The following is a 21,538-nucleotide window of genomic DNA, read 5'->3' as shown; positions in this document are numbered from 1 at the left end:
AATTTGGTTATATGCATTTAACACCTCTTTTTTAGCAGGGTGTTATCAATATTAATGATAGGAGTTACATCAAAATATGGGAAGAATCCTGGCAATAATAAAGATTTATATTGGTTATAATTTTATAATATAAAATTTCATTTTATATTATAACATAAATTTAGAGATTATATTTACAAATCCAAACTTTTTATTTTTTATTTGCAAATTCAAGTGAAATCTAATTGACAAAAAAAAACCCATCACGATGGATGGGTAGCGCAGATCAGAATTTTATTAAATGGTATTTAGTTTTTCATTAATCGCTTTGCCACTTTTGATGATCGACTGCAAAATCCGGTCATGTCCAAGCGCATCATATCTATAGTTTGGCATGTACATCCCTAAGCAGGCTATGATTTTTTCATCTTTAAATAGTGGTACAGCCAAACCGACAATTTGGTTTATACTAATTTGAATCGAATATCCAGCCGTTCTAATCTTTGAGATTTCAACAAAAAAAGATGCGAGGGATTTTATCTCTGGCCATTCCCCAGTTTCTGGTAGTCCATACTTTTGAACAAAAGCTTCCAAATCTGAATCACTTAGATAAGCAAGCATGATTCTTCCTGCTGCTGTATCATAAGCACGTTTTTCTGAAGCCGTACGGGCTTGTACATCATGATCGCTTTTTACCCTTAATAAAACCATCCGCAAATCTTGCTGTAATACTGATAATTCTGAATTCTCGTTTAATTCTGAGGTGAGGAGTTCCATATCGGGTCTGGAAATATCAATCAGCTCCTTTCGATAGCCTTCATTACCCGTTAAATTATAGGCAGCAGAACCTAAAATATATCCTTTTTTAAATTCAGCCTTCTCAATATACTTTCTGTTCATCATCGTTTTGATGATGTTGGAGCAAGTACCAGCATTAAGATCCAGTGCTTGTGCTATTTCACCGAGAACCTTTGGTTTATCCGGTTCACGGGCAATAAATTCCAATATGTCAAAGGCTCTATTAATTACTTGTATCATGATGTCTTTAAAATCCGAATCAAATATATTGAGTTTACATTATAAAATCTTTTTTTATAATAAAGATTTATCATTCTGCAATAAAATAAAAAGTTAAGGAGTTATAGCCAAAGCATATAGTGAAAAAGGCCGCAAAAAAAAGTAAAAACAAGGCTTGGAAAGCAGCTGTAAAAAAAAAATCGACAATCAGAGAATCCATTTCATAATGATAAATCGCGATTATTCATAAAAAGATTTGAAGGCGCGTTGGAAGGTTGCATTTTGAACCTGGACAACTTTCTTTTGCTAAAACCAAAGGTTTACACCTAACTTAAAAAACCAGGGTATCAAAACTATGCTGTTTATGCATGACCCCGTTCGATCATGAAAATAAAACGCAATTCATTATTCGTCAAAAATAGAAATATAAATCCCAGACAAGTTGTAAATGAGTTACAACGGCTCAGCAACGACTCAATCAACCATTATATGCATCACGATGACGCCCATTGAATCAGCATCAGAAGAATAGTTTGGAAACATCGGATCAGCGATGGCAATCGCTTTTACCCATGTCATTTTAAGATGACTAAATGAACACTTTTCAGTCGCAATACCTTTTAAATAAAACAACTGAAATCTATTAGTGGAGTGATTCAGAATATTGTGTATTTCAGTGCTTCTCAAAGCTACAAAGCTCAATATCAAAATAACATCACCTAAACTCCACTTTTGGAATTTATGCACTTGACCTGAGTTGCTACAGCATAAATACAGCTGGAAACTTTAAGCAAAATCCGAAAGGTAATCCACATCAGAAGAATATCAAATCGGCTTCTACATACTGGTCCGTCCTATTTTCTTGAATAAAGAATTAAATAATTAAGCCTTGAGTAAAGCATTCAACCATTTATCCGACGGCTTATGAGCTAATACCGAACAGCTGCTGTAACATCCCTGCCACCTTCCCATCGGGATTGAGTGGATGAACCCTAGACATCTTCACCTTTCGATAGGTAATTGATACCCTTCTTTCCCGTTGATGGATAACACCATTTGTCACGTCTTTCTTCCTTGGAGGTATCCCATGACTCCACGTTTTCCGGGCATCGTCCTGCATCACATATATAGAACGCCTTGGGATCTCGACATCTATTGCCTCCAAATTCGCACCTTTTATAAATCTCATTACACAACCGCTCCCCAGATTCACCCCGCATATCTGATTTTCGTAATAGTTGCGGTCTTTATGTGGCATGATTCCTTCACCCGGCATATATTCATTAATGATAACCTGGTCAGATAAATGATCCAAAATACCCTCTCTGGTAATATTTTCTGACAACAGGAGGATTTGACCCGGAAGTGGCACCGGGAACGGTACCAGATCATAAGGACTTTCCAACTCATTTCTGTATCCATAGTATTGTAGCCTACGGGCGTAATCCACCATCTATACTCTGCTGTCTATCTCATCAAGAAGATCTTGTTCTTTTCTTTCATCTATAAAATCCGGAAATAGAAATAATCCTGGCACCGCTGTTTTCATAGCATGATAATGTGTAAAATGCAGAAACTGTTTTACCTGTTGAGATTTATATCAAATGATTTTCACGAATAACAATGAATGACTATTGAATATAAATATGAAGGCATTAAAAGTTTTGAAAAATTAAATCCCAACATCACTATCAATTTATATCCCCTTTAGGTATCCCTGTTAACATTACGCTGGTTTCACGCTTAGCGGAATCTATAAACACCAATTCCAAGTCCGAATATAATTGTATGCCTGCGGCCGTTAATGACTGATAACCGAAGTCTTCCATAGCCCTTTTATCCTTAAAGGAAATCTCGTATGGCAGATGGATGGCAATAATATTTGGAAGACTTACTTTAAGAAGGATATTGAAATTTCTAAATAGCGCTTCCAATTTTCGAGCTGCCAGTGCAAGCTCAGCGGGCGTCATGCAAGCCATAATTGATCACCTTTAAATATATTTCTTATATAAACAAATTAGTCATTGTCCATTTTCCTCACGCACCATGTAGTCATGCTTCGCAAATTCTGCACGTTAGTAGTTTTTATAGGCTCATGCAACATCCCGCCAAGCTTTTTGGTTAGACGGATAAGCATTTCCTGATTGACCAGGAAGCGTTCGGACTCGTCAGGCATGATGTATCTTCCGTTTCCGATAAAACGCACGGAGGACTCGATCCCAATATCCGAGGCCAATCTGCAAAACAGATAACCACCGGGTTTGAGTACACGCCACATCTCGCCTAACATCTCCTCGAAATGCCCGAGACTTAGCGCAAAGTGTAAAACGGCACTGCTGATCACCAGGTCAAATTTTTCATTTTCAAAGGGCATATTCTCTACCGGAGCGATATGAAAATTTTCAGAAGCCCTTGATTTTAAAGTGTTTTTAACAAAGCGTTTTATTTCATTAATGGATTCAGCATAATGATCAACCCCATGTACATCATATCCATTTTTTAGAAAGTAAATCAGATTTCGGCCTGTTCCGCAACCCGCATCCAGGACGGTATGACAATTTTGATAAGTGCCCTTAAGCAATTGATCAAAAAGATAAATATCTATGTTTCCAAAAGCTTCCTGTATATCCTGTGTTCCGTTCATGTGTACAGGCAAATATAAAAAATGATATTAATCGAATACCATTACTTTGCAAAGAGGTGAAACAAAAAAAGGCTATCTCCCGACCGCCTTTAAATTATTAATTCTGAAGTTAACTATTTACTCATAAGTAAAATGTAGGAAAACAACAACGTGCCATTCCATTTGTTTTGAAAAGTCACATTTGTTATCCACCGATTTTAATTGAATAAGGTTAGATCGGGGCCTGAGGGCTTATTGTTGTCCTCGTCCTTATTTCTGGAATTGTTTATTTTTTTATCGACCTGCCAGCCTTTCAGCAATTCATTATCCACAGAGTGCAAAACCTTCAACCGTTCTGTGACCGGAAGTTCCCTGTCGAGCCAGATGGCGCTTTCAGCCTGAGAGAGCATGCAGGGCATTCGATCGTGGATCCTGGACATAAATTCATTGGCGGGCTGCATGATCATGGTACAAGACGGAATGACGATGCCGGTCCTTGGATCTTTCCAACTGTCCCAATAACCAGCAATGAGCATCAGCGCTTTATCCTGGCGTTGAAAAAAGTAAGGTTGTTTCTCGGCATTACTCCTGTCCCATTCATAAAAACCTTCGACAACAAAGACGCAGTGACGCCTACCGACCAGGTGTTTATAAGTGGGCAAAGACTGCATGGTTTCGATGCGGCAATAGGTGGTATTAAACTTCGGACCCTCGCTGGAATAAGATGGGATCAGACCCCATTTGATATAATGGAGTTTACCCGGACGGGCATCCAGAATGACAGGCATATCGGTGCCCGGGGGACGATTGGTATCTTTTGGTTTTGCTTCCCCGCCTAAGATGAGGCCTGCTTTTGCCGCCATCGCTTTACTCTCGCCGATCAGTGTTCTTCCGCACATCGCTATGTCTCCTTTACTTTTGTTTTATTCCTAGATTTTTGGCTATTGAGGCCGTTTATTATTGATTTGGACGTTTAATTTAAATCACTTTTATAATATCACTCCAGCGTGTGGTGTAACCCTTTGAAAGGTATTCATGTTTGAGTCTCCATTTTTTTTCAAATCCTTCAGTTGCCATTCTAAGCGTTCCCCTGCCATAGGCAAGATTAAGCTTATCCAGGACTGCAGAGACCGTATCTTTCTTGCCACCATCGTGGTCTGAAAACATGTTAAGCTGAAGTTCACTTTCCGGGATAAGCCCCGTGGCGATCACCCCGGCCTTTCGATACTTGATGCCATACCTAAAAAGTTTCTGCGCTACCTTTACCGCAATGCTCACCAGGTCAGTGGTACTGTTACTGGCGATGAGCAATTTGTGCGTATGGCTGGGAAAATGCTGTGGATGATCTTCGCGGTTTTTATTGGTATATAAAAACACCTGTAGGTACATACAACGAAGCTCCTGCGCCATCAGCTTCTCAGCCAGTCTGCTGGCATAAAGCGTCAATGCTTCTGAGAGGACCTCAGGGCTTTCGATGTAGTTCCTAAACGAACGGCTGACCGTAATCCCTTTGGTTGCCTCACGGATTTCATCCAGCGGGATGGCTGGCCTGCCCCATAACTCATTGTACATGCGCTGGCCCATGATAGTCATATTTTGCTTAAACCACATTTCAGGCATTTCCCTTAACTGTGCGACAGTTTCTTTCTTCAGTTCCTCAAATTTTTTATAGTATTGTCTGCCCACTCCCCACAAATCATGCACAGGAAAGTCTTTTATGGCGGAGGCAATTTTTTGATCAGTATCCAATACCAAAACACCGTTGTGTTTTTTAGCGAGCTTATTCGCAAGTTTAGCGAGGGTTTTGGTCGGTGCCACACCAATGGATACGGGGATACCGGTATTCTGCATTACTGATGTCCTGATTCTCGGGGCATAGGAATTTAAGTTATTGATACCGCCAAGCCAGCCGAAGGCTTCGTCGATGCTATAAACATCAAGTCGGGGGAACCACCGGCCAAGCTGGTGCATCACGCGTTCACTCATATCACCATAAAGCACATAGTTACTGGAAAAGACATTGATCTGAAATTTTTTAATCAGGTCTCTAACCAAAAATTCAGGATCCCCCATCCTGATACCGCAGGCTTTTGCTTCTTCACTTCTGGCAATGACACAGCCATCATTGTTGCTTAATACCACAATGGGCTTGCCTTGTAACTCTGGGCGAAACAGACGCTCGGCGGAGGCGTAGAAGTTATTACAGTCACAGAGCGCAAACATGGCGGTACTTCCCGTTTTTAAGTGATTTGGGTAATACGTTCCTGCAGATTGAGGTTACTACACCCCAGACCTGCAAGGTATTTATTTCTGTCTGGAAGACAACATCATTATCGTTTCTAAGTGCCGGAACATTACCAGCGACCTGATAAATCCGGCAAGTAAAGTTTCCATTCACAAAGGCGACGACAACAGCGCCATGTTTAGGGTTTAAACTGCGGTCAATGATCAGAATATCCCCGTCATGAATGCCGATCGAAGCCAAGGCATCCCCTTTCATTTGAAAATAGAATGTGGAATGAGGATCCACGACCAACGTAGAGGCGATGTCAAGCCGCCCCTCCAAATAATCCGCAGCCGGAGACTGAAAACCCGAAATCTTTTGCTCTGCTCTATTTTCAAACGTCCTGATCATAAATACCCTGCCTTAATGCAGTACAAACTTATACTAATATTTTTAGTATTACAAATTTTTTATGATTGATTTTTTAGTAACGCAAGATTTCTGAAATGGAAGTTTTAATATACTAGGCTATTCCCCTTCAAAAGTTGATAATTAGCATTCAGAAATCCAGGCTCTCAAGTCTGGGCTGAGCCCTTAAAAATTTGTATGGCATTGAAATAGATCTATCCAGGGGTGACAACAGGCCTTGTTTTATTTTGGGATCAAAAAATTACGAGTGCCCATCAAGGTTCAATCAGATGACAAGACAATTAATTATATGCTTATTATCACCTGAATTAATAAAACACTTATTGTGGCTTACGCGTGCTCAAAAAGAAGTGTAGTCAAAACGCTGAATCGCAAAAGCTGCAGATTGCACTTGCGATTTTCATTGACCAGTCTCGTCAACAGATTAAGCTAAAGATCATCAATCACATCATTCCTTCGTCCATAAAACTATAGAATCCATAAGCTGAAATGATAATGTGATCAAGCACCTCAATCCCCAACAGCTTTCCGCCTTCTGACAATCTCCTGGTTAATTTTATATCCGCATCACTCGGCTTAAGTTCCGAACTTGGATGATTGTGGCTGAGGATAATCCCGCTCGCAAAAGCCCTTAATGTCGCCGAATAGATGACCTTCGGATCGACCATCACTTCGGATAAACCACCCTGAGCAACATTCAGTACGCCCAGTACCCTGTTTTGCCGATTCAGGAGCATCACCTTGAACTCTTCCAGTAATTCCATCCTATTGCGATCCCAACTCTGATCAAATATCGAGTAAGCGATACGAGATGAAGTCACTTTAGGTTTTTCCGAAAGTTTAAATGCCGGGCGGTAACTGATTTCAATTTCTGAAACTTTAAAAACTTGCTTTTCCATAATATTTAAGATTTAATTATGGTGCACTACAAGGTTCAGTTCCAGCGCCAAAGCAAAAGGAGGAACGGAATAAATGGACTTTAGCTGAAAAGGCCAAGGCGGGTTTATGCCGGAAATTCCTTTGCGTGCCGCAACTGGACCTTAAATTTGTGGCGGAATTGGATCGTTAGACTAAAAAATAATCGTATCAGGTATTCAATATTGTCATGCTAATAGCTTATCATTCTCCATCATTTTACAAGTTATTTTACGCTCTTTCCTGGTTTTAAGAAACCAGATCATCTAATCAAACTGGATGATAGATAGAATGTAGAGCTGCTAAGACCGTTTAGATTAGTGTTTTGTTGGATTCTTATCATGAATATATCTCAAAATAATGCTTCAATATTCAAGGCATTCTGCTCATCAGACTTTTTTTCAATGGATGACTGAATAATCTTCAAAGGAAAATCAAAGAATCTTATTCCAGAAAGTTTTTGGATTTAAAAACCAACATTTGCTTTTGTATGTTTGGAACCGAAACCAAACCAACATAGCAGTGAGTAAACCAAATCATTTTTTAGGCATCATCATCTTAGGGCTTATAGTATTAACCCTAACGTCTTCTGCCCAGTCCTTTGTAGATTCAACGTGTTATAAATATTTTGAAATCACTGCGAAACTTAAAAATGGCGATACCTTAGACCGGTCGACCTGGGGAACATTTCTTTCTGACAAAGCCATTAAGGATTATATGGCTGATCAGGGTGTAGATGACCAGTATTTTGAGTCCTATCGTAAGAATATGCAAATCGTGTATATGCCACAAAATGCCGATCGGTTGAAGAAACGACTTGCTGATCCAGCTTCCTATTGGCTTACCTATATGATTAATCAGTATAAAATCAACGAGGAGGATATGAAAGCATATCTTAAAAAAATTGATGCAAATCCTAAGTCTTACTTCGAAACCTCTTATCAATATGCCTATTCGGCGCTTCCAAAAACTTCCCATAAAACGCTGCCAGATCTGAAAGTAGCTATTATTCCTATTCATAATGATGCACATGCGCAGGAAGATCTGATCATTTACACGCTGCTCTGTGCTTTCAAAAATGATCAGAATAAAATGGGTGCATTGGGCGGACATGAACTTCACCATATGCTTCGCCCTCAACCAAAATTTAATATAGAGCCACGAGATGAAAGTGCTGTAATGGCGATGTACAGGATACTCAATGAGGGGGCAGCGGATATGGTAGATAAAAAATATATGACTGATACCGCAACTAAGTTATTGCCTAGCCAAAGATACTTCCAGGAATTTTTTGACCAGGGCAAGAAAATACTTCCACGAATGGATTCTCTGTTTCAGCAGGGTGCAGCTAGTTGGAAAAATTTGCGCACCAGAGATTACTTTAAGGGAACACCGTTTTCAAGTGGTCATGTTCCCGGGACATACCTATCACATTATATTGAAAAAAATGGCCTCAAAAGTAAACTTTTAAAATCACTCGATGATCCTTTCTCATTTTTTTTAATTTATGACCAAGCGTCCAGACGAGACAAAGATAAGCCTTACCGTTTCTCAGCAGCAGCAATAAAAAACATCAAAAATCTGAGGGCTAAGTACATTAAAAGTATCTAGCTTTTTTCAGCGAGGGATTACGAAGAACAAAATTTGATCAGGTGATATGAACAGCGAGATATCTCCTATGGAATGTACTTTCTGATGGTCAATATAAGCATCAGCGCTATCGTTATTTTCGTAGTGATCGTGATGATGAGTACTGGAAATAATAGCATTATTTTTTTGGATGATATTATATTGCCCTATCTGCAGCCACGATATATCAATTGTATAGATGCTGCGATTTTACAAAATAAGTCTTGCGTCCAACGATCCTGTCACTTAAGACTTCTTCACCCTTTGCAGTTTCTTTTATCCCGGCCCCGTGTATACGCATGAAATCACGGAGCTCCCCCTTAAGTTCATCGCCGTTCTCCATTTCTATATCCCTGATCGCTTTCTTCAGCACGTGATGCAGGCTCTTGTAGAGCTTTTTCACTTCATTTCTAGGAATGGCCTTTGCTATCGAAAAAGGTGAGATTCCAGCGTGGTATAAAATCTCATCAGCATAGGAGTTACCAATCCCACGCATTTCCCCCTGATCCATCATCAGGGTTTTCACGTTTCTCCTCTTTCTGGAGAACAGATTGAGAAAATACGCTTCATCCATTTCCAGTGCATCAGGAACCGTTGTAGGCTGGGGATTGAGGGTTGGAGTGGCCTGTTTTTGAAGGTCCACGACCGCAAAACCTTCTCCTCCTTTAAAATGAAATCCCAGTATCTGATATTTCGGGGTCTCATCTACCTCTAGCGAAACCAGTTTACCGCGAAGCATCAGGTGGATACCCAACACCTGGTTGGCAGAGAAATGCAGTTGAAGCGTTTTTCCCTCGCGGGATACGTTTTCAAGCCGCTGTCCTTCGAGACAATGCGTAAATTCTTTCACACTGACATTTAGCTTTTTAGCAACGGTCACTTCCATTTTCTCCAAAGTCTTGCCCTGAAAACGCCGGTAGAGTATCTTTGCAAAGACAGAAAGATCTGGTAATTCAGCCATTGTTAAACGCTTAAATATTTCTTTACGTCTGCTATTTTATTGCCGTGGAGTACAATGGCCGCTTTCAAATCTGGTACGCTTATCTGGAATTCTATCGCCCAATGATCGAGGTCATTTGGATCATCAGCATTTATTATTCCGGTAGTGGCACCAAAACTTTCCGCTTCGAGGGTATCTTCATCACTTTCCAGTGTGTTGCGGTCCATTTCCTCCTGCATATGACCAACCATTTTACCCGATCTGCCCTTTAGATTTTCAGAATTATCTTCAGTAATTGGAATTTCCATGATTGTTTTTTATAAGTCAATTGATAGTTATTCTTACAACACACCGATCATGCAATTGGTTTTTGGTACCACGGGCCCCAGACAGTAAGCGTGATCAAAAAAATTCTGATTTCTGCCCTTGAAAAATTGTTATCAGACATAAACTTGCGAAATCGTGCATAAATGCATTGGAGCTGCCGAAATAACTTTAGCACCACTAATGATGCAATTTGTTTTTTTAAAAAAAACAACAGCCGTGTATGGATTAAAAGACTAAAACTTTTGAATATGACGCAACTATTATCGTTACTAAAGTTGTAAGGCATTAATTTAGTAGTTGGATTTACTTTTTGCAATAAACCTACAACTAATCACTTTTCAGCAGTTTACACCAATCACTACCTCAGAATATTTCAATGAAAGCAATAGGATTTAGAAAATCGTTACCAATTAGCGAAGAAGAAAGCTTTATCTCCTTCGAAACAGAAAAACCCGAAGCCAGAGGCAGAAATTTGCTGGTTAAAATCATCGCGATAAGCGTCAATCCGGTAGATTATAAAGTTCGGCAGAGCAGCGCGAAAGATAAGGTTCTTGAGCAAACCAAAGTAATTGGCTGGGATGCGGTGGGTATTGTTGAAGACACCGGAAGCGAGGTCACTCTATTCGAAAAGGGAGACCACGTGTATTATGCAGGTGATATCACCAAAAGCGGCAGTAATGCAGAATATCAACTGGTGGATGAGCGTATTGTGGGTAGAAAACCCAAGAACCTTTCCTGGGCAGAGGCCGCCGCCATGCCCCTAACCCTTCTTACGGTCTGGGAACTTTTTTTCGACCGGATCCGGATCAATCAAAGTGACAGCGGCAAGTCATTGCTTATCATCGGTGGCGCAGGCGGCGTAGGATCTATTGCCATTCAAATCGCAAAGCGGATAGCCGGATTAACCGTCATCGCTACCGCCTCCCGGGCCGAAAGTCAAGAATGGTGTAAGCAACAGGGCGCAGATTTTGTAGTGAATCACCAGAACCTCGTTGAGGAAGTTCAACAGGCCGGTTTTCAACAGGTAGACTTTATAGTTGACTTTGTGGACGTTAATATGTATTGGGATGCCATGGTTACGCTCATCAAGCCACAAGGTCAGATCGGATCGATCAGCGACCCGGTAGAAAGTGTAAATTTAAAGGCGTTAAAAGGAAAAAGTGTCAGCTTTCACTGGGAGCTGATGTTTACCAGATCAATGTTTCAGACAGAAGACATGAGCCGTCAGCACCACATTCTGAACCAGGCTGCGACACTTTTTGAAAATGGAACAATTACCTCCACAATCAATCAGTGCTTTTTTGGATTTAGCACCGAGAATCTGAAACGGGCCCACGGGTTGCTGGAAAGTGGTAAGTCCATCGGTAAGATAGTCATAGAATATTAATGCATGATGCAGGATACATTTAGAATTACAACCTGAGTCATCTGGGCCGCTATCCTGTTTGGAATCCAGATTAGCTTTTATTAGCAATCGAGCTGATTTGGATTCCAATTTCTACCAATAGGGCGCTGGATATGAATCGCGTACTGGACTATTCATGCACCAAAACAATTTTCCCGATATGTCCGCCGGACTCCATCAGTTCATGCGCCTGGATGACATCCTCAAAACTAAAAGTTTTGTAAATAAGCGGTTTCAATTGACCAGTGTTCAATAATGGCCATACCTGCTCCTTAATTTCTTCTGCAAGCTGTTTTTTGAATGTATATTCCCTTCCCCTGAGCGTACTTCCGGTAATGGTCAACCGCTTTTTCATCACTTCGGCAATACTGATTTGCGGGGAATTTCCCTCCATCGCATTGATATAAACCAGGCGGCCCTCCGGACGCATTATGGCAATGTTACGCTGTAAATAACTTCCTCCTATCATATCAAGAACCACATTGACACCTTCCGGAGCGAGTAGCTTCTGAAAGTCCTGAGTTTTATAATTAATAGCAATGTCTGCACCGAGTGCAATACAGGCTTTTGCTTTCTCATCGGAACCTACTGTTACAAAGACCTTTGCCCCGAATGCCTTGGCCAGCTGTATAGCCGTAATGCCGATGCCGCTGCTGCCACCGTGAACTAAAAAATGTTCATCTTTTTTCAATGCGCCTCTTTGAAAAACATTTGACCAAACCGTAAAGATGGCCTCAGGCAGGCTGGCCGCCTCGGCAAAGGACAAGTGCTCTGGTATAGATAAACATTGTCCTTCCTCTACTACCACCTGTTCTGCATATCCCCCTCCGGCAAGCAATGCACATACTTTATCACCTAACTTCCACTGGCTTACATTTTTGCCACATTCAACTACTACACCAGCGACCTCAAGTCCGGGAATTTCTTCCGGAACGCCTGCTGGCGGCGGATATTTCCCTTGGCGCTGTGCCATATCTGCCCGGTTCAGGCCGGCGGCTTTGACTGCTATTCTCACCTGTAGATCTGAGGGAGAAGGATCAGCATAATCTACCAACTTTAAGACACCTGGCCTGCCTGGGCGAGTGATTTGAACTGCTTTCATAATATGGTTTTTTGAAGGTTAAATTGTTTTTTATGATACGGACAATTCGCATACCAATAAAACCAAAATAATAAATGCACTAAACATAAATCTTTTTGCGGCAGGTAATGTTCTTCCATTACATCTTAAATTGAAAATATGGAAAACAGAAAAAAATTTGCGCTCATTACCGGTGCCACCAGCGGAATCGGACTGGAACTGGCTAAACTGTTTGCCCGGGATCAATCCAATCTGATCCTTGTCGCACGCGACGAACAAAAACTCAATGCTACTGCTGGAATGCTGAAAGCCGAAGGCGTAGAAGTAGTAACCATTAGCACCGATTTGTTCATAGCCGGAAATGCCCAGGAGGTATACCAGCAGGTCAGTGCATTAGGCCTTCAAGTAGAAGTATTGGTAAATGATGCTGGCCAGGGCGTGTATGGTAAATTCACAGACAACGAGCTGGAACGGGAACTTGACATCATCCAGCTGAACATCTCTTCACTGGTTACCTTAACCAAGCTCTTTCTCAAAGATATGGTGAGCCGGGGATCAGGTAAGATACTCAATGTTGCCTCTGTAGCAGGAAAAGCCCCGGGGCCATATCAAGCCGTATATCACGGCACAAAGGCATTTGTGCATTCTTTCAACGAGGCCATCCGCAACGAGCTGAAAGACACAGGGGTAAGCGTTACTTCACTTTTGCCAGGAGCTACAGACACGGACTTCTTCAACAAAGCAGATATGCTAGAATCAAAAATCGTTCAACAGGGAGAACTGGCAGATCCGGCAGTTGTTGCAAAAGACGGTTATGAAGCTTTACTGGCAGGAAAGGATATGGTGGTTTCAGGCTTTAAAAATAAAGTACAGGTGGCTTTGGGAAATCTTACACCTGATAGCATGCAGGCTGCCCAAATGGAAAAAGTGCAGGAGCCCGCAGATACCAATAAGAAATCATCATGAGAATATAATAGTCCTTGTAACCGCTATGGCAGAAAGAAGCAGTAAAAAAATGATTATCGTTCGCGGCGCAAGAGAGCACAACTTAAAAAACCTAAGCCTGGAAATCCCAAGGGATAAACTGGTGGTTTTTACCGGAGTTTCCGGATCAGGAAAGTCATCGCTGGCTTTCGGAACGTTATATGCCGAAGCGCAGCGACGTTATCTTGAATCCGTTTCGCCCTATGCCCGGCGACTTTTTAACCAGATGAGTGTTCCCGAAGTAGATTCTATCGAAGGACTGCCGCCGGCAGTAGCGCTTCAGCAGCAGCGGGGCGGTGCCAGCACTCGATCCTCAGTAGGAAGTGTCACTACCCTTTCCAACTTGTTGCGCATGCTCTATTCCCGGGCAGGAGACTACCCTGACAACCAATCCATTATATACGCGGAAGGATTTTCACCCAATACACCCCAGGGCGCATGCACAGTATGCCACGGATTGGGCAGTGTTTTTGAAATCAATGAGCAAACCATGGTTCCTGATCCGCGATTGAGCATTCGTGAAGGTGCCATTGCCTCCTGGCCCAAAGCATGGCAAGGACAAAACCAGCGGGATATTCTGGTTTCCATGGGCTATAACGTAGATGTCCCATGGAAAGAGTTACCAAAACATGATCGTGAGTGGATACTTTTCACTGAAGATACGCCAACCGTTCCGGTGTATCCTGGCTTTACGCCCAGGGAAACCGCAAAAGCGATCCGGGATAAAAAAACACCCGACTATATGGGCACCTTCATCGGCGCCAAACCCTATCTTCTCAAAACGTTTTCTTCCAGCCAGTCCGAACTGATGAAAAATAGGGTCAGACAATACATGATCAGTGCTGTCTGCCCATTATGTGAGGGGAAACGCCTCAACAAAGCATCCCTTTCAGTTAAATTCGAGGGAAAAGATATCTCGGAACTGTCCCGTCTTCCGCTTTCAGCCCTGACAGGGATTTTTAACCATTATGCCAGGGAAGCAGCGAAAAACGAAAAACAAATTGTTACTCAACGTATTTCCGCCGACATCAGCTCAAGGTTATCAGTGATGCTTGAACTGGGTTTAGGCTATCTTGACCTGGAACGCAGCACCCCGACACTTTCGCCCGGGGAACTGCAGCGGCTGAGGCTCGCGACACAGGTACATTCCAATCTTTTTGGCGTAGTATATGTTCTTGATGAGCCCTCAGCCGGACTGCATCCAGCCGACACACGGGCATTGCTTAATATACTGGATAAACTCAAAAGAGCCGGCAACAGCATCTTTGTCGTTGAGCACGAAATCGAGGTGATCCGTCATGCAGACTGGATCATCGATGTCGGACCGGGAGCCGGCGCTGACGGTGGCCAGATTATCTATAATGGCGTACCGGAAGGATTAAAAAATACAAGTAATTCCCTAACCGCTGATTTTCTCTTCGATAAAACACCACGTGTTCTGGTTGAAGCAAGGAAACCTGTATCGAAACTTTGCGTGAGCGGGGCAACCCGCCATAACATCAAAAGTCTGGATATTGATTTTCCGCTGGGTGTGATGACCTGCGTCACTGGGATTTCCGGTTCCGGAAAAAGCAGCTTGGTCAGTCAGGTACTGGTAGAGCTTGTGGCCAATGGCCTTGGACAGCAGGTCGAGATTGATAATGAGCTTACAAAAGATTTCCCTCTAGTCGAAATACCCCTCCCCGTACAGGGAAAAATCACCTACGGAATTGAAAAAATTTCCCGCCTGATTGTTGTTGACCAGAAACCCATTGGAAGGACGCCCAGATCTAATCTGGCAACCTACACCGGACTATTTGATCTGGTCCGAAAACGTTTCGCCAGTACTCCGCTTGCCAGAAAAAGAAAGTATGATGCCGGACGGTTTTCCTTCAATGTAGCCAAAGGCCGTTGTCCGCACTGTCAGGGCGAAGGCTATATTGTGGTTGAACTGCTCTTCCTGCCAAGCGTCTATACCCCCTGCCCAACCTGTGAGGGCACCAGATATAATCCTGAAACCCTGGAAGTGACCTTTAGAGAAAAGACCATTGCCGAGGTATTGGAGATGACTGTAGACGAAGCCTGCACTTTTTTTGATGATGACCCTGGCATTTACCGTTCCCTTAGATTGCTTGGGGATGTAGGTTTAGGCTATATCAAACTCGGACAATCTGCTACAGATTTATCGGGGGGCGAGGCACAGCGCATCAAACTGGCTACCGAACTTCAAAAAAGCCAGAAGGGCTCCGCACTTTATGTTCTCGATGAGCCGACAACTGGCCTGCACCCCTCCGATGTCGAAAAGTTGCTCATCCAGCTAAACCATCTTGTTGATTCCGGAAACACAGTGATTGTAGTGGAGCACGATATGCAAGTGATTGCGCAAAGCGACTGGATAATAGATATTGGTCCGGGAGCAGGTGATCAGGGCGGGAATATCGTATATTCCGGAGTCGCCCAAGGCCTTACCATGATCAAGGACAGCAAAACCGCCCCCTTTCTCAAACACTATCTAGCATCGATGCAAAGTGCAAAAAGTTAGTTTGGTTATCTCCTCAAACCAATGCCGTTTCAAATGGTTAAAAGAATATGGAAAAAATGAAAAGAAATGTAGTGATCACCGGTGCTTCGAGTGGTGCCGGCAGAGCCACCGCTCTGACATTCGCAAAAAATGGTGATGATTTAGTCATCGCCGCCCGACACTCAAAGGCGCTGGAAGAACTGGCTGAAGAATGCAGGGCTTTTGGGGTGCTTGTAAAAGCCATATCAACCGACGTTTCCAATTACCACGAAGTAATCAATCTGGCCGGAATTGCTGCTGAAGAGAACCGGAATATTGACGTATGGATTAATAACGCGGGTGTGCTTTCCATCGGAGCATTTGACCTTACTCCAATGGAAATAAGCGAACAAGTAATTAAAACCAATCTGATCGGATATATGAATGGTGCACATGCGGTTCTTCCATACTTTAAATCACAAGGCCATGGCATTCTGATCAATAACATCTCCATTGGCGGCTTTCTACCCGTTCCTTATGGAGCAGGCTACTCCGCTGCAAAGTTCGGCCTCCGGGGATTCTCAGCGGCACTGAAATCAGAAATGAAATCTTACTCCCGTATACATATCTGCGATGCATTTCCAGGATTTCTTGACACTCCGGGTATGCAGCATGCCGCTAATTACACGGGGAAAGCATTGAAACCCGGACCTATCGTGTATGATCCGTTCCGACTCGCCAATGCGGTCTATGAGTTATCACTTCATCCCCGGTCAGAAAAAATGGTGGGAAGCTTTTCTATCCTGATGCGTCTGTCCTATGGTCTGCTTCCTTCGCTAACCAGGGGAATTGCATCGGTAGTAATTAATACCTACCTGAAGCAGGCCAAAAGCATCACGCCTACCAGCGGAAATGTTTTTAACAGCGTAGATTACGGGCATTCCACCCATGGTGGATGGGGAATCCCGGGCAAGCCCAAATCACATCATAAATATATAGCGATGGGCACAATCGCCCTACTTGCATTGCTGTTCACCAAAAGAAAAATATAGACATGATACCGCGCGCTATTGAAGAGGATAAACGATCTTTCTTTATATGCAAGGAAGTTACGCGTCGTTCAATGATGGTTTAAGCAATTTTAGGGTACCCGAAAAACAGGCTATGCCTTCAGTTATTTTTACCCGCAAGAAGCTTGTCAGCAGATAAAACCAAAATGAATAAGAGCATGTTGTCTTATTAACTACAATCAATCGAATCCGAGAAGGTCGGTCATGCCGACTCAATCTGAATACTCAGGTAGTGTAAGAAGCGTGAATAACTAATATTTTCAGTACTTACCGCATAAATGATTTAAAGCCAATAAATGATGAATATTCCAGAAAAATTAATCGTCCAGGTCGTGCTTGAAGGAACAGCTGCTAAATTCAATCCCATCATATTTAAAAATGAAGATAATTTCTGTGCACTGTATGGGAATAATCCGCAGAGCGGAATATATGGTTGCGGAAAATCTATTGAAGAAGCATTGTTAAACTGGGAGTATAATCTCCAATTAATGCTATCAAACAATATGGACCTTAAAAAAATGCTTTCAGAACACGAGCCGCCTGAAAGCGTGAAGCAATTTTTGAACGAATATCGGGAACGGGCAAAACATGATTCAACTGGGTATGATCTTAATAAATCTTTTTAAGCTGTACTGATGCGTTGGTCGTACCAGGAAAAGATCATCCAATATTCATTGATTAATTTGACATCCGCAGCGATTAAAGAGCTCAGAAATTAGTCATTAAAGAAATTTACAAAACTTCTGTATTTGATTACGGTTGTTAAGTAAGATCGATACAGACAAGATGAAAGAAATTCTCCGTTGTCTAAACTATTCCTTCTGCGGTATTAAAGAAGTACTAAAGCACTACCAAATTATCCGAGAAATATTTTCCGGTACCATTTTCACCTTAAAACAAATCATATGCTAGCAATGAATTACAGAGGGCCATTTCGCGTACGCGTCGAACAGCGCCCGATGCCGGAAATCCTTCATCCTGAAGATGCAATTGTCCGTGTTACCAGAACTTGTATCTGTGGTTCAGATTTACACCTGTATCATGGTATGGTTCCGGATACCCGCGTGGGTTCAACTTTCGGACATGAGTTCATCGGAATTATTGAGGAAATTGGTCCACTTGTGACTAACATAAAGATTGGTGATCAAGTTTTGGTTCCATTCAATATTGCCTGTGGTAAGTGTAACTTTTGCAAACAAGGCTTATACGGCAATTGTCATGAATCCAATTCGATGGCTACGGCTGTAGGGGCAATATTTGGTTATTCCCATACCGCAGGAGGTTACAACGGTGGACAAGCAGAGTATGTGAGGGTTCCATATGCAAACTTTGGCCCTACCGTCATTCCTGCCGATATGGATCCTGATGATGCCGTTTTACTGACCGATGTGGTTCCAACCGGATACCAGGCCGCCGAAATGGGTGGCATCAAAGAAGGTGACACTGTGGTTGTTTTCGGTGCTGGCCCCATTGGAATAATGGCAGCGAGGTGTGCCTGGTTTTTTGGCGCTGCCCGGGTGATCATTATTGACCATATCGAATACCGCCTTGAGTTTGCCAAAAATTATGCAAAATGCGAAGCTTACAGCTTTAAATCCATGGCCGATCCGGTTGTATTCCTTAAAAAAACCACAGACTGGTATGGTGCGGATGTCTGTATTGATTGTGTAGGCTGTGAAGCGGAAGGTAATACCCTGCAGACTTTCACTGGTAAGGTAACCCTGATGCAGGCGGGTGCTGCAACTGCATTACAGTGGGCAATCAACTCTGTAAAAAAAGGAGGAATAGTATCGGTAGTCGGGGTTTATGGGCCGCCATTTAATTACGTGCCTATTGGTAATGTATTGAATAAAGGGATTACACTGCGAGCCAACCAGGCATCTGTTAAAAGGCTTCTTCCGAAACTTATAGAACATGTACAGGCAGGTCGATTAAATCCAAAAGGCCTGATCACCCATCGGGTTCCACTGGAAGAAATTTCAGATGCATACAATATATTTTCAAAAAAACTTGACGAGTGTATCAAAACTGTACTTATTCCTTCAGCCAAACACTAAAACTATGAAAACTGAAAACCAAGATTACAAAAATATCCCGGGATGGGGAATGGATATTGACATTGATAATGAGCCAACTTACCCGATGAAAAACTATACGGGAGATGATCATAAGCGAAGTAACTACGAGCGTTCTGAACAACAAAAAGTTGACGTGGAGTTGCTAAAATCCAATGAAAGGCCACAATATAGTGCCGTGTTCGGAAATACCGTACCTCCTTCAGGGTTAAGCGGAATAATTAGACGTTATGCTTTTAAGCACAGTGAAGACAGATACCGACACTGGATTCCGCTGATACTTGCGGACCGGGTTAATGCTTGGGAAGGCATCATCGAAGATATAGGTAATGGCATTCTCCCTAATGTCCTGGCCGAACGTGGAATAAAATCTGAGCTCCGATATAATGCAAAAAATTTCGCTACTAAAACGTTGGTTACCATAGCTGCAACTGTACTATCGATTGCACTAATTAAAAAAAGAAAATAGCTCCTGGTTATCAGTTAAAAAACCAACTGATCTTACCATAGCAATCTGCATAACGGCAATCCTCGAAAGATTGCCGTTATATTCACGAAGTGAACCCATTATACCTTTGTTTTTCGATAAGTCCTACTAAATCAATCTGATTAATTTCTTGTACAATAATTTTCACAGATGATGTATAAAACGGAGTTTTAATACATTATTAGGATAGATTACCTTATCAACATGTCACTAGCGCTCGAATAGACGCACAGATAGATTTAAAGAGCTGGTTCAAGCAAAATGGTGTATCCATGAAAGTAAAAAATTATACCAACTACAATTTTGATTTATTGTTTATAGTTCCGAGTGGTGATGTAGTCACTAAACACATTGATCTTAAGGCTCACCATATAAAAAAGATGAAGTTATTGAGCTTCGGGAAGATCAAAAATTTGAATAGCATCAATGACACCGCGGTAGTTATCATAATTATCGAGTTAAAAGGAGAATTTAACAGACAATGGGTTTAAAATAAATATCGTTACATAATATGGTAGAACATTTTGATGATCATGTTTCAGTGAAGGCATAACCGGGAATAGGGATTTTATGATTTGGAAGTCGACCAAAATAAAACAAAGAGCCTTTAAATTTTAGTTTACACAATTCAACGGATCAAGTAATGTACCAAATGATGAGGAACAATCCGTATTTTATATTATTACATCCATCCTTAATTGCTGACTATGAATACCAGAAGAGATTTTTTACGAAATATAGGTGCATCAGCCTTGATGCTGCAATTGAATTCATTATCAACATTTGCTGATTCTTCAGATGATAATGAACAGCCCTACCAGGGAAAAGTATTGAGGGTTGCTATCATGGGTTTGGGTGGATATGGTACCCGTGTCGCCGAAGCAATGAAAGACTGCACTAAAGCTAAGCTGGTAGGTGTTATTAGTGGTACTCCTTCTAAAATCAAAGACTGGCAAGCGAAGTATAATATCCTTGAAAAAAATTGCTACAATTATAACAACTTCGATCAGGTGAAAAACAATCCGGATATTGATGCGATTTATGTGATTACACCAAACGCATTGCACCATAGTCAGGTCATCCGTGTAGCCAATGCGGGGAAACACGCGATATGCGAAAAACCCATGGCGCTAAATGCCAGAGAGGGACAAGAGATGATAGACGCCTGTAAAAAAGCAGATGTAAAATTGCTGGTTGGCTACAGAATGCATTTTGAGCCACGCACATTGGAAGTGATCCGGATGCGAAATGCCGGAGAATTTGGTAAGGTGATGTTTTTCCAGGGGCAATGTGGTTTTAAAGCAGGGGATCCTAAACAGTGGCGTTTAAACAAAGCGCTAGCTGGCGGCGGATCAATGATGGATATCGGGATTTATGCACTTAATGGAGCGAGGTATATGGTGGGTGAAGAACCGATTTGGGTGACCGCTCAGGAAACCAAAACGGATCCGGTAAAATTTAAAGTTGGTGTTGATGAAACCATTCAATTCCAACTCGGTTTCACCAGTGGTGCTGTAGCATCCTGCTTATCTAGCTACAACATTAATCATCTAGATAGATTTTTTCTAAGTGGTGACAAAGGATTTGCAGAAATGCAGCCCTCAACCGGTTATGGTCCGATAAAGGGAAGGACACATCAGGGCGAACTCACGCAACCGGTAACCATTCACCAAACGGTACAAATGGACGAAATGGCCGACATTATTTTTGCAAATAAAAAGCCGATAGTTCCAGTGAACGGAGAAGAAGCCTTGAAAGACCTTAAAATTATTGATGCCATCTTCGAGGCGGTTAAAACAGGCAAAAAAGTCCCACTTACTACTTAAAAAACGTTTAGTAACAGATTTAGCTGGCCTCGTTTAAAAACGTAATAG

The 21,538-nt window shown here is 42.0% G+C and carries 20 protein-coding genes; 9 read left to right on the top strand and 11 right to left on the bottom strand.

From position 1 onward, the window contains the following. Positions 1-276: 276 nt before the first annotated feature. From LUA91_RS01665 to LUA91_RS01630, 8 genes are all read right to left on the bottom strand, one after another. Positions 277-1,017, bottom strand: a complete 741-nt coding sequence (locus tag LUA91_RS01665; RefSeq protein WP_231424210.1) for an IclR family transcriptional regulator — start codon at positions 1,015-1,017, stop codon at positions 277-279. A 901-nt stretch (positions 1,018-1,918) separates the two neighbouring features. After that, complete coding sequence (locus LUA91_RS01660; protein WP_231424209.1) at positions 1,919-2,449, bottom strand: alpha-ketoglutarate-dependent dioxygenase AlkB; 531 nt, start codon at positions 2,447-2,449, stop codon at positions 1,919-1,921. A gap of 238 nt (positions 2,450-2,687) precedes the next feature. After that, positions 2,688-2,966 (bottom strand): hypothetical protein, encoded by a 279-nt coding sequence (locus tag LUA91_RS01655; RefSeq protein WP_231424208.1) that lies wholly within the window; start codon positions 2,964-2,966, stop codon positions 2,688-2,690. 47 nt (positions 2,967-3,013) lie between these two features. Beyond that, positions 3,014-3,652 (bottom strand): class I SAM-dependent methyltransferase, encoded by a 639-nt coding sequence (locus tag LUA91_RS01650; protein WP_231424207.1) that lies wholly within the window; start codon positions 3,650-3,652, stop codon positions 3,014-3,016. A 185-nt stretch (positions 3,653-3,837) separates the two neighbouring features. Then, entirely contained in the window at positions 3,838-4,518 is a 681-nt protein-coding gene (locus tag LUA91_RS01645) for an SOS response-associated peptidase (protein WP_231424206.1), read from the bottom strand. A 79-nt stretch (positions 4,519-4,597) separates the two neighbouring features. Beyond that, positions 4,598-5,842, bottom strand: coding sequence for a Y-family DNA polymerase (locus LUA91_RS01640; protein WP_231424205.1), 1,245 nt, complete (start codon positions 5,840-5,842; stop codon positions 4,598-4,600). Further along, entirely contained in the window at positions 5,826-6,254 is a 429-nt protein-coding gene (locus LUA91_RS01635) for a LexA family transcriptional regulator (RefSeq protein ID WP_231424204.1), read from the bottom strand. Before LUA91_RS01635 ends, LUA91_RS01640 begins: the two co-directional genes overlap by 17 nt. Before the next feature lie 461 nt (positions 6,255-6,715). After that, entirely contained in the window at positions 6,716-7,171 is a 456-nt protein-coding gene (locus LUA91_RS01630; RefSeq protein ID WP_231424203.1) for a RadC family protein, read from the bottom strand. A gap of 538 nt (positions 7,172-7,709) precedes the next feature. Here LUA91_RS01630 and LUA91_RS01625 point away from each other — a divergent pair. After that, complete coding sequence (locus LUA91_RS01625; RefSeq protein WP_231424202.1) at positions 7,710-8,798, top strand: DUF5700 domain-containing putative Zn-dependent protease; 1,089 nt, start codon at positions 7,710-7,712, stop codon at positions 8,796-8,798. Between the two features lie 205 nt (positions 8,799-9,003). On the opposite strand, the gene LUA91_RS01620 is transcribed toward LUA91_RS01625, so the two are convergent. After that, positions 9,004-9,777 carry a DNA-formamidopyrimidine glycosylase family protein gene (locus tag LUA91_RS01620; protein WP_231424201.1) on the bottom strand — a complete coding sequence of 258 codons (774 nt, stop codon included), beginning with the start codon at positions 9,775-9,777 and terminating at the stop codon, positions 9,004-9,006. 2 nt (positions 9,778-9,779) lie between these two features. Further along, a complete protein-coding gene (locus LUA91_RS01615) occupies positions 9,780-10,064 on the bottom strand; it encodes a DUF3606 domain-containing protein (RefSeq protein WP_231424200.1) in 285 nt (94 codons plus the stop codon). A gap of 395 nt (positions 10,065-10,459) precedes the next feature. On the opposite strand from LUA91_RS01615, the gene LUA91_RS01610 reads away from it, so the two are divergent. Continuing rightward, positions 10,460-11,470, top strand: a complete 1,011-nt coding sequence (locus LUA91_RS01610) for a zinc-binding alcohol dehydrogenase family protein (protein ID WP_231424199.1) — start codon at positions 10,460-10,462, stop codon at positions 11,468-11,470. Between the two features lie 148 nt (positions 11,471-11,618). Here LUA91_RS01610 and LUA91_RS01605 read toward each other — a convergent pair whose 3' ends face one another. After that, entirely contained in the window at positions 11,619-12,590 is a 972-nt protein-coding gene (locus LUA91_RS01605; protein ID WP_231424198.1) for an NAD(P)H-quinone oxidoreductase, read from the bottom strand. Positions 12,591-12,728: 138 nt separating this feature from the next. On the opposite strand from LUA91_RS01605, the gene LUA91_RS01600 reads away from it, so the two are divergent. The 7 genes from LUA91_RS01600 (at position 12,729) to LUA91_RS01570 (ending at position 21,490) form a co-directional block, all read left to right on the top strand. Continuing rightward, on the top strand, positions 12,729-13,535 hold the full coding sequence (locus LUA91_RS01600) for an SDR family oxidoreductase (protein ID WP_231424197.1): 807 nt from the start codon (positions 12,729-12,731) through the stop codon (positions 13,533-13,535). Between the two features lie 25 nt (positions 13,536-13,560). After that, positions 13,561-16,074: an excinuclease ABC subunit UvrA gene (gene uvrA / locus LUA91_RS01595; protein ID WP_231424196.1), complete on the top strand. Its 2,514-nt coding sequence runs from the start codon at positions 13,561-13,563 to the stop codon at positions 16,072-16,074. A 47-nt stretch (positions 16,075-16,121) separates the two neighbouring features. After that, entirely contained in the window at positions 16,122-17,084 is a 963-nt protein-coding gene (locus tag LUA91_RS01590) for an SDR family oxidoreductase (protein ID WP_231424195.1), read from the top strand. Between the two features lie 314 nt (positions 17,085-17,398). After that, the gene (locus LUA91_RS01585) at positions 17,399-17,728 is read left to right on the top strand and encodes a hypothetical protein (RefSeq protein ID WP_231424194.1); all 330 of its coding nucleotides are present in this window, start codon (positions 17,399-17,401) and stop codon (positions 17,726-17,728) included. Between the two features lie 288 nt (positions 17,729-18,016). Further along, entirely contained in the window at positions 18,017-19,159 is a 1,143-nt protein-coding gene (locus LUA91_RS01580; protein WP_231424193.1) for a zinc-dependent alcohol dehydrogenase, read from the top strand. Positions 19,160-19,163: 4 nt separating this feature from the next. Further along, entirely contained in the window at positions 19,164-19,646 is a 483-nt protein-coding gene (locus LUA91_RS01575; protein ID WP_231424192.1) for a hypothetical protein, read from the top strand. A 725-nt stretch (positions 19,647-20,371) separates the two neighbouring features. Continuing rightward, a complete protein-coding gene (locus LUA91_RS01570; protein ID WP_231424191.1) occupies positions 20,372-21,490 on the top strand; it encodes a Gfo/Idh/MocA family protein in 1,119 nt (372 codons plus the stop codon). The last annotated feature ends 48 nt before the right edge of the window (positions 21,491-21,538 follow it).

Origin of the sequence: Pedobacter sp. Leaf250, assembly GCF_920984735.1 — a bacterium.
GTDB lineage: Bacteria > Bacteroidota > Bacteroidia > Sphingobacteriales > Sphingobacteriaceae > Pedobacter.
Note: the sequence above shows the minus strand (reverse complement) of the source record. Positions and strands in the feature narration are given on the sequence as shown.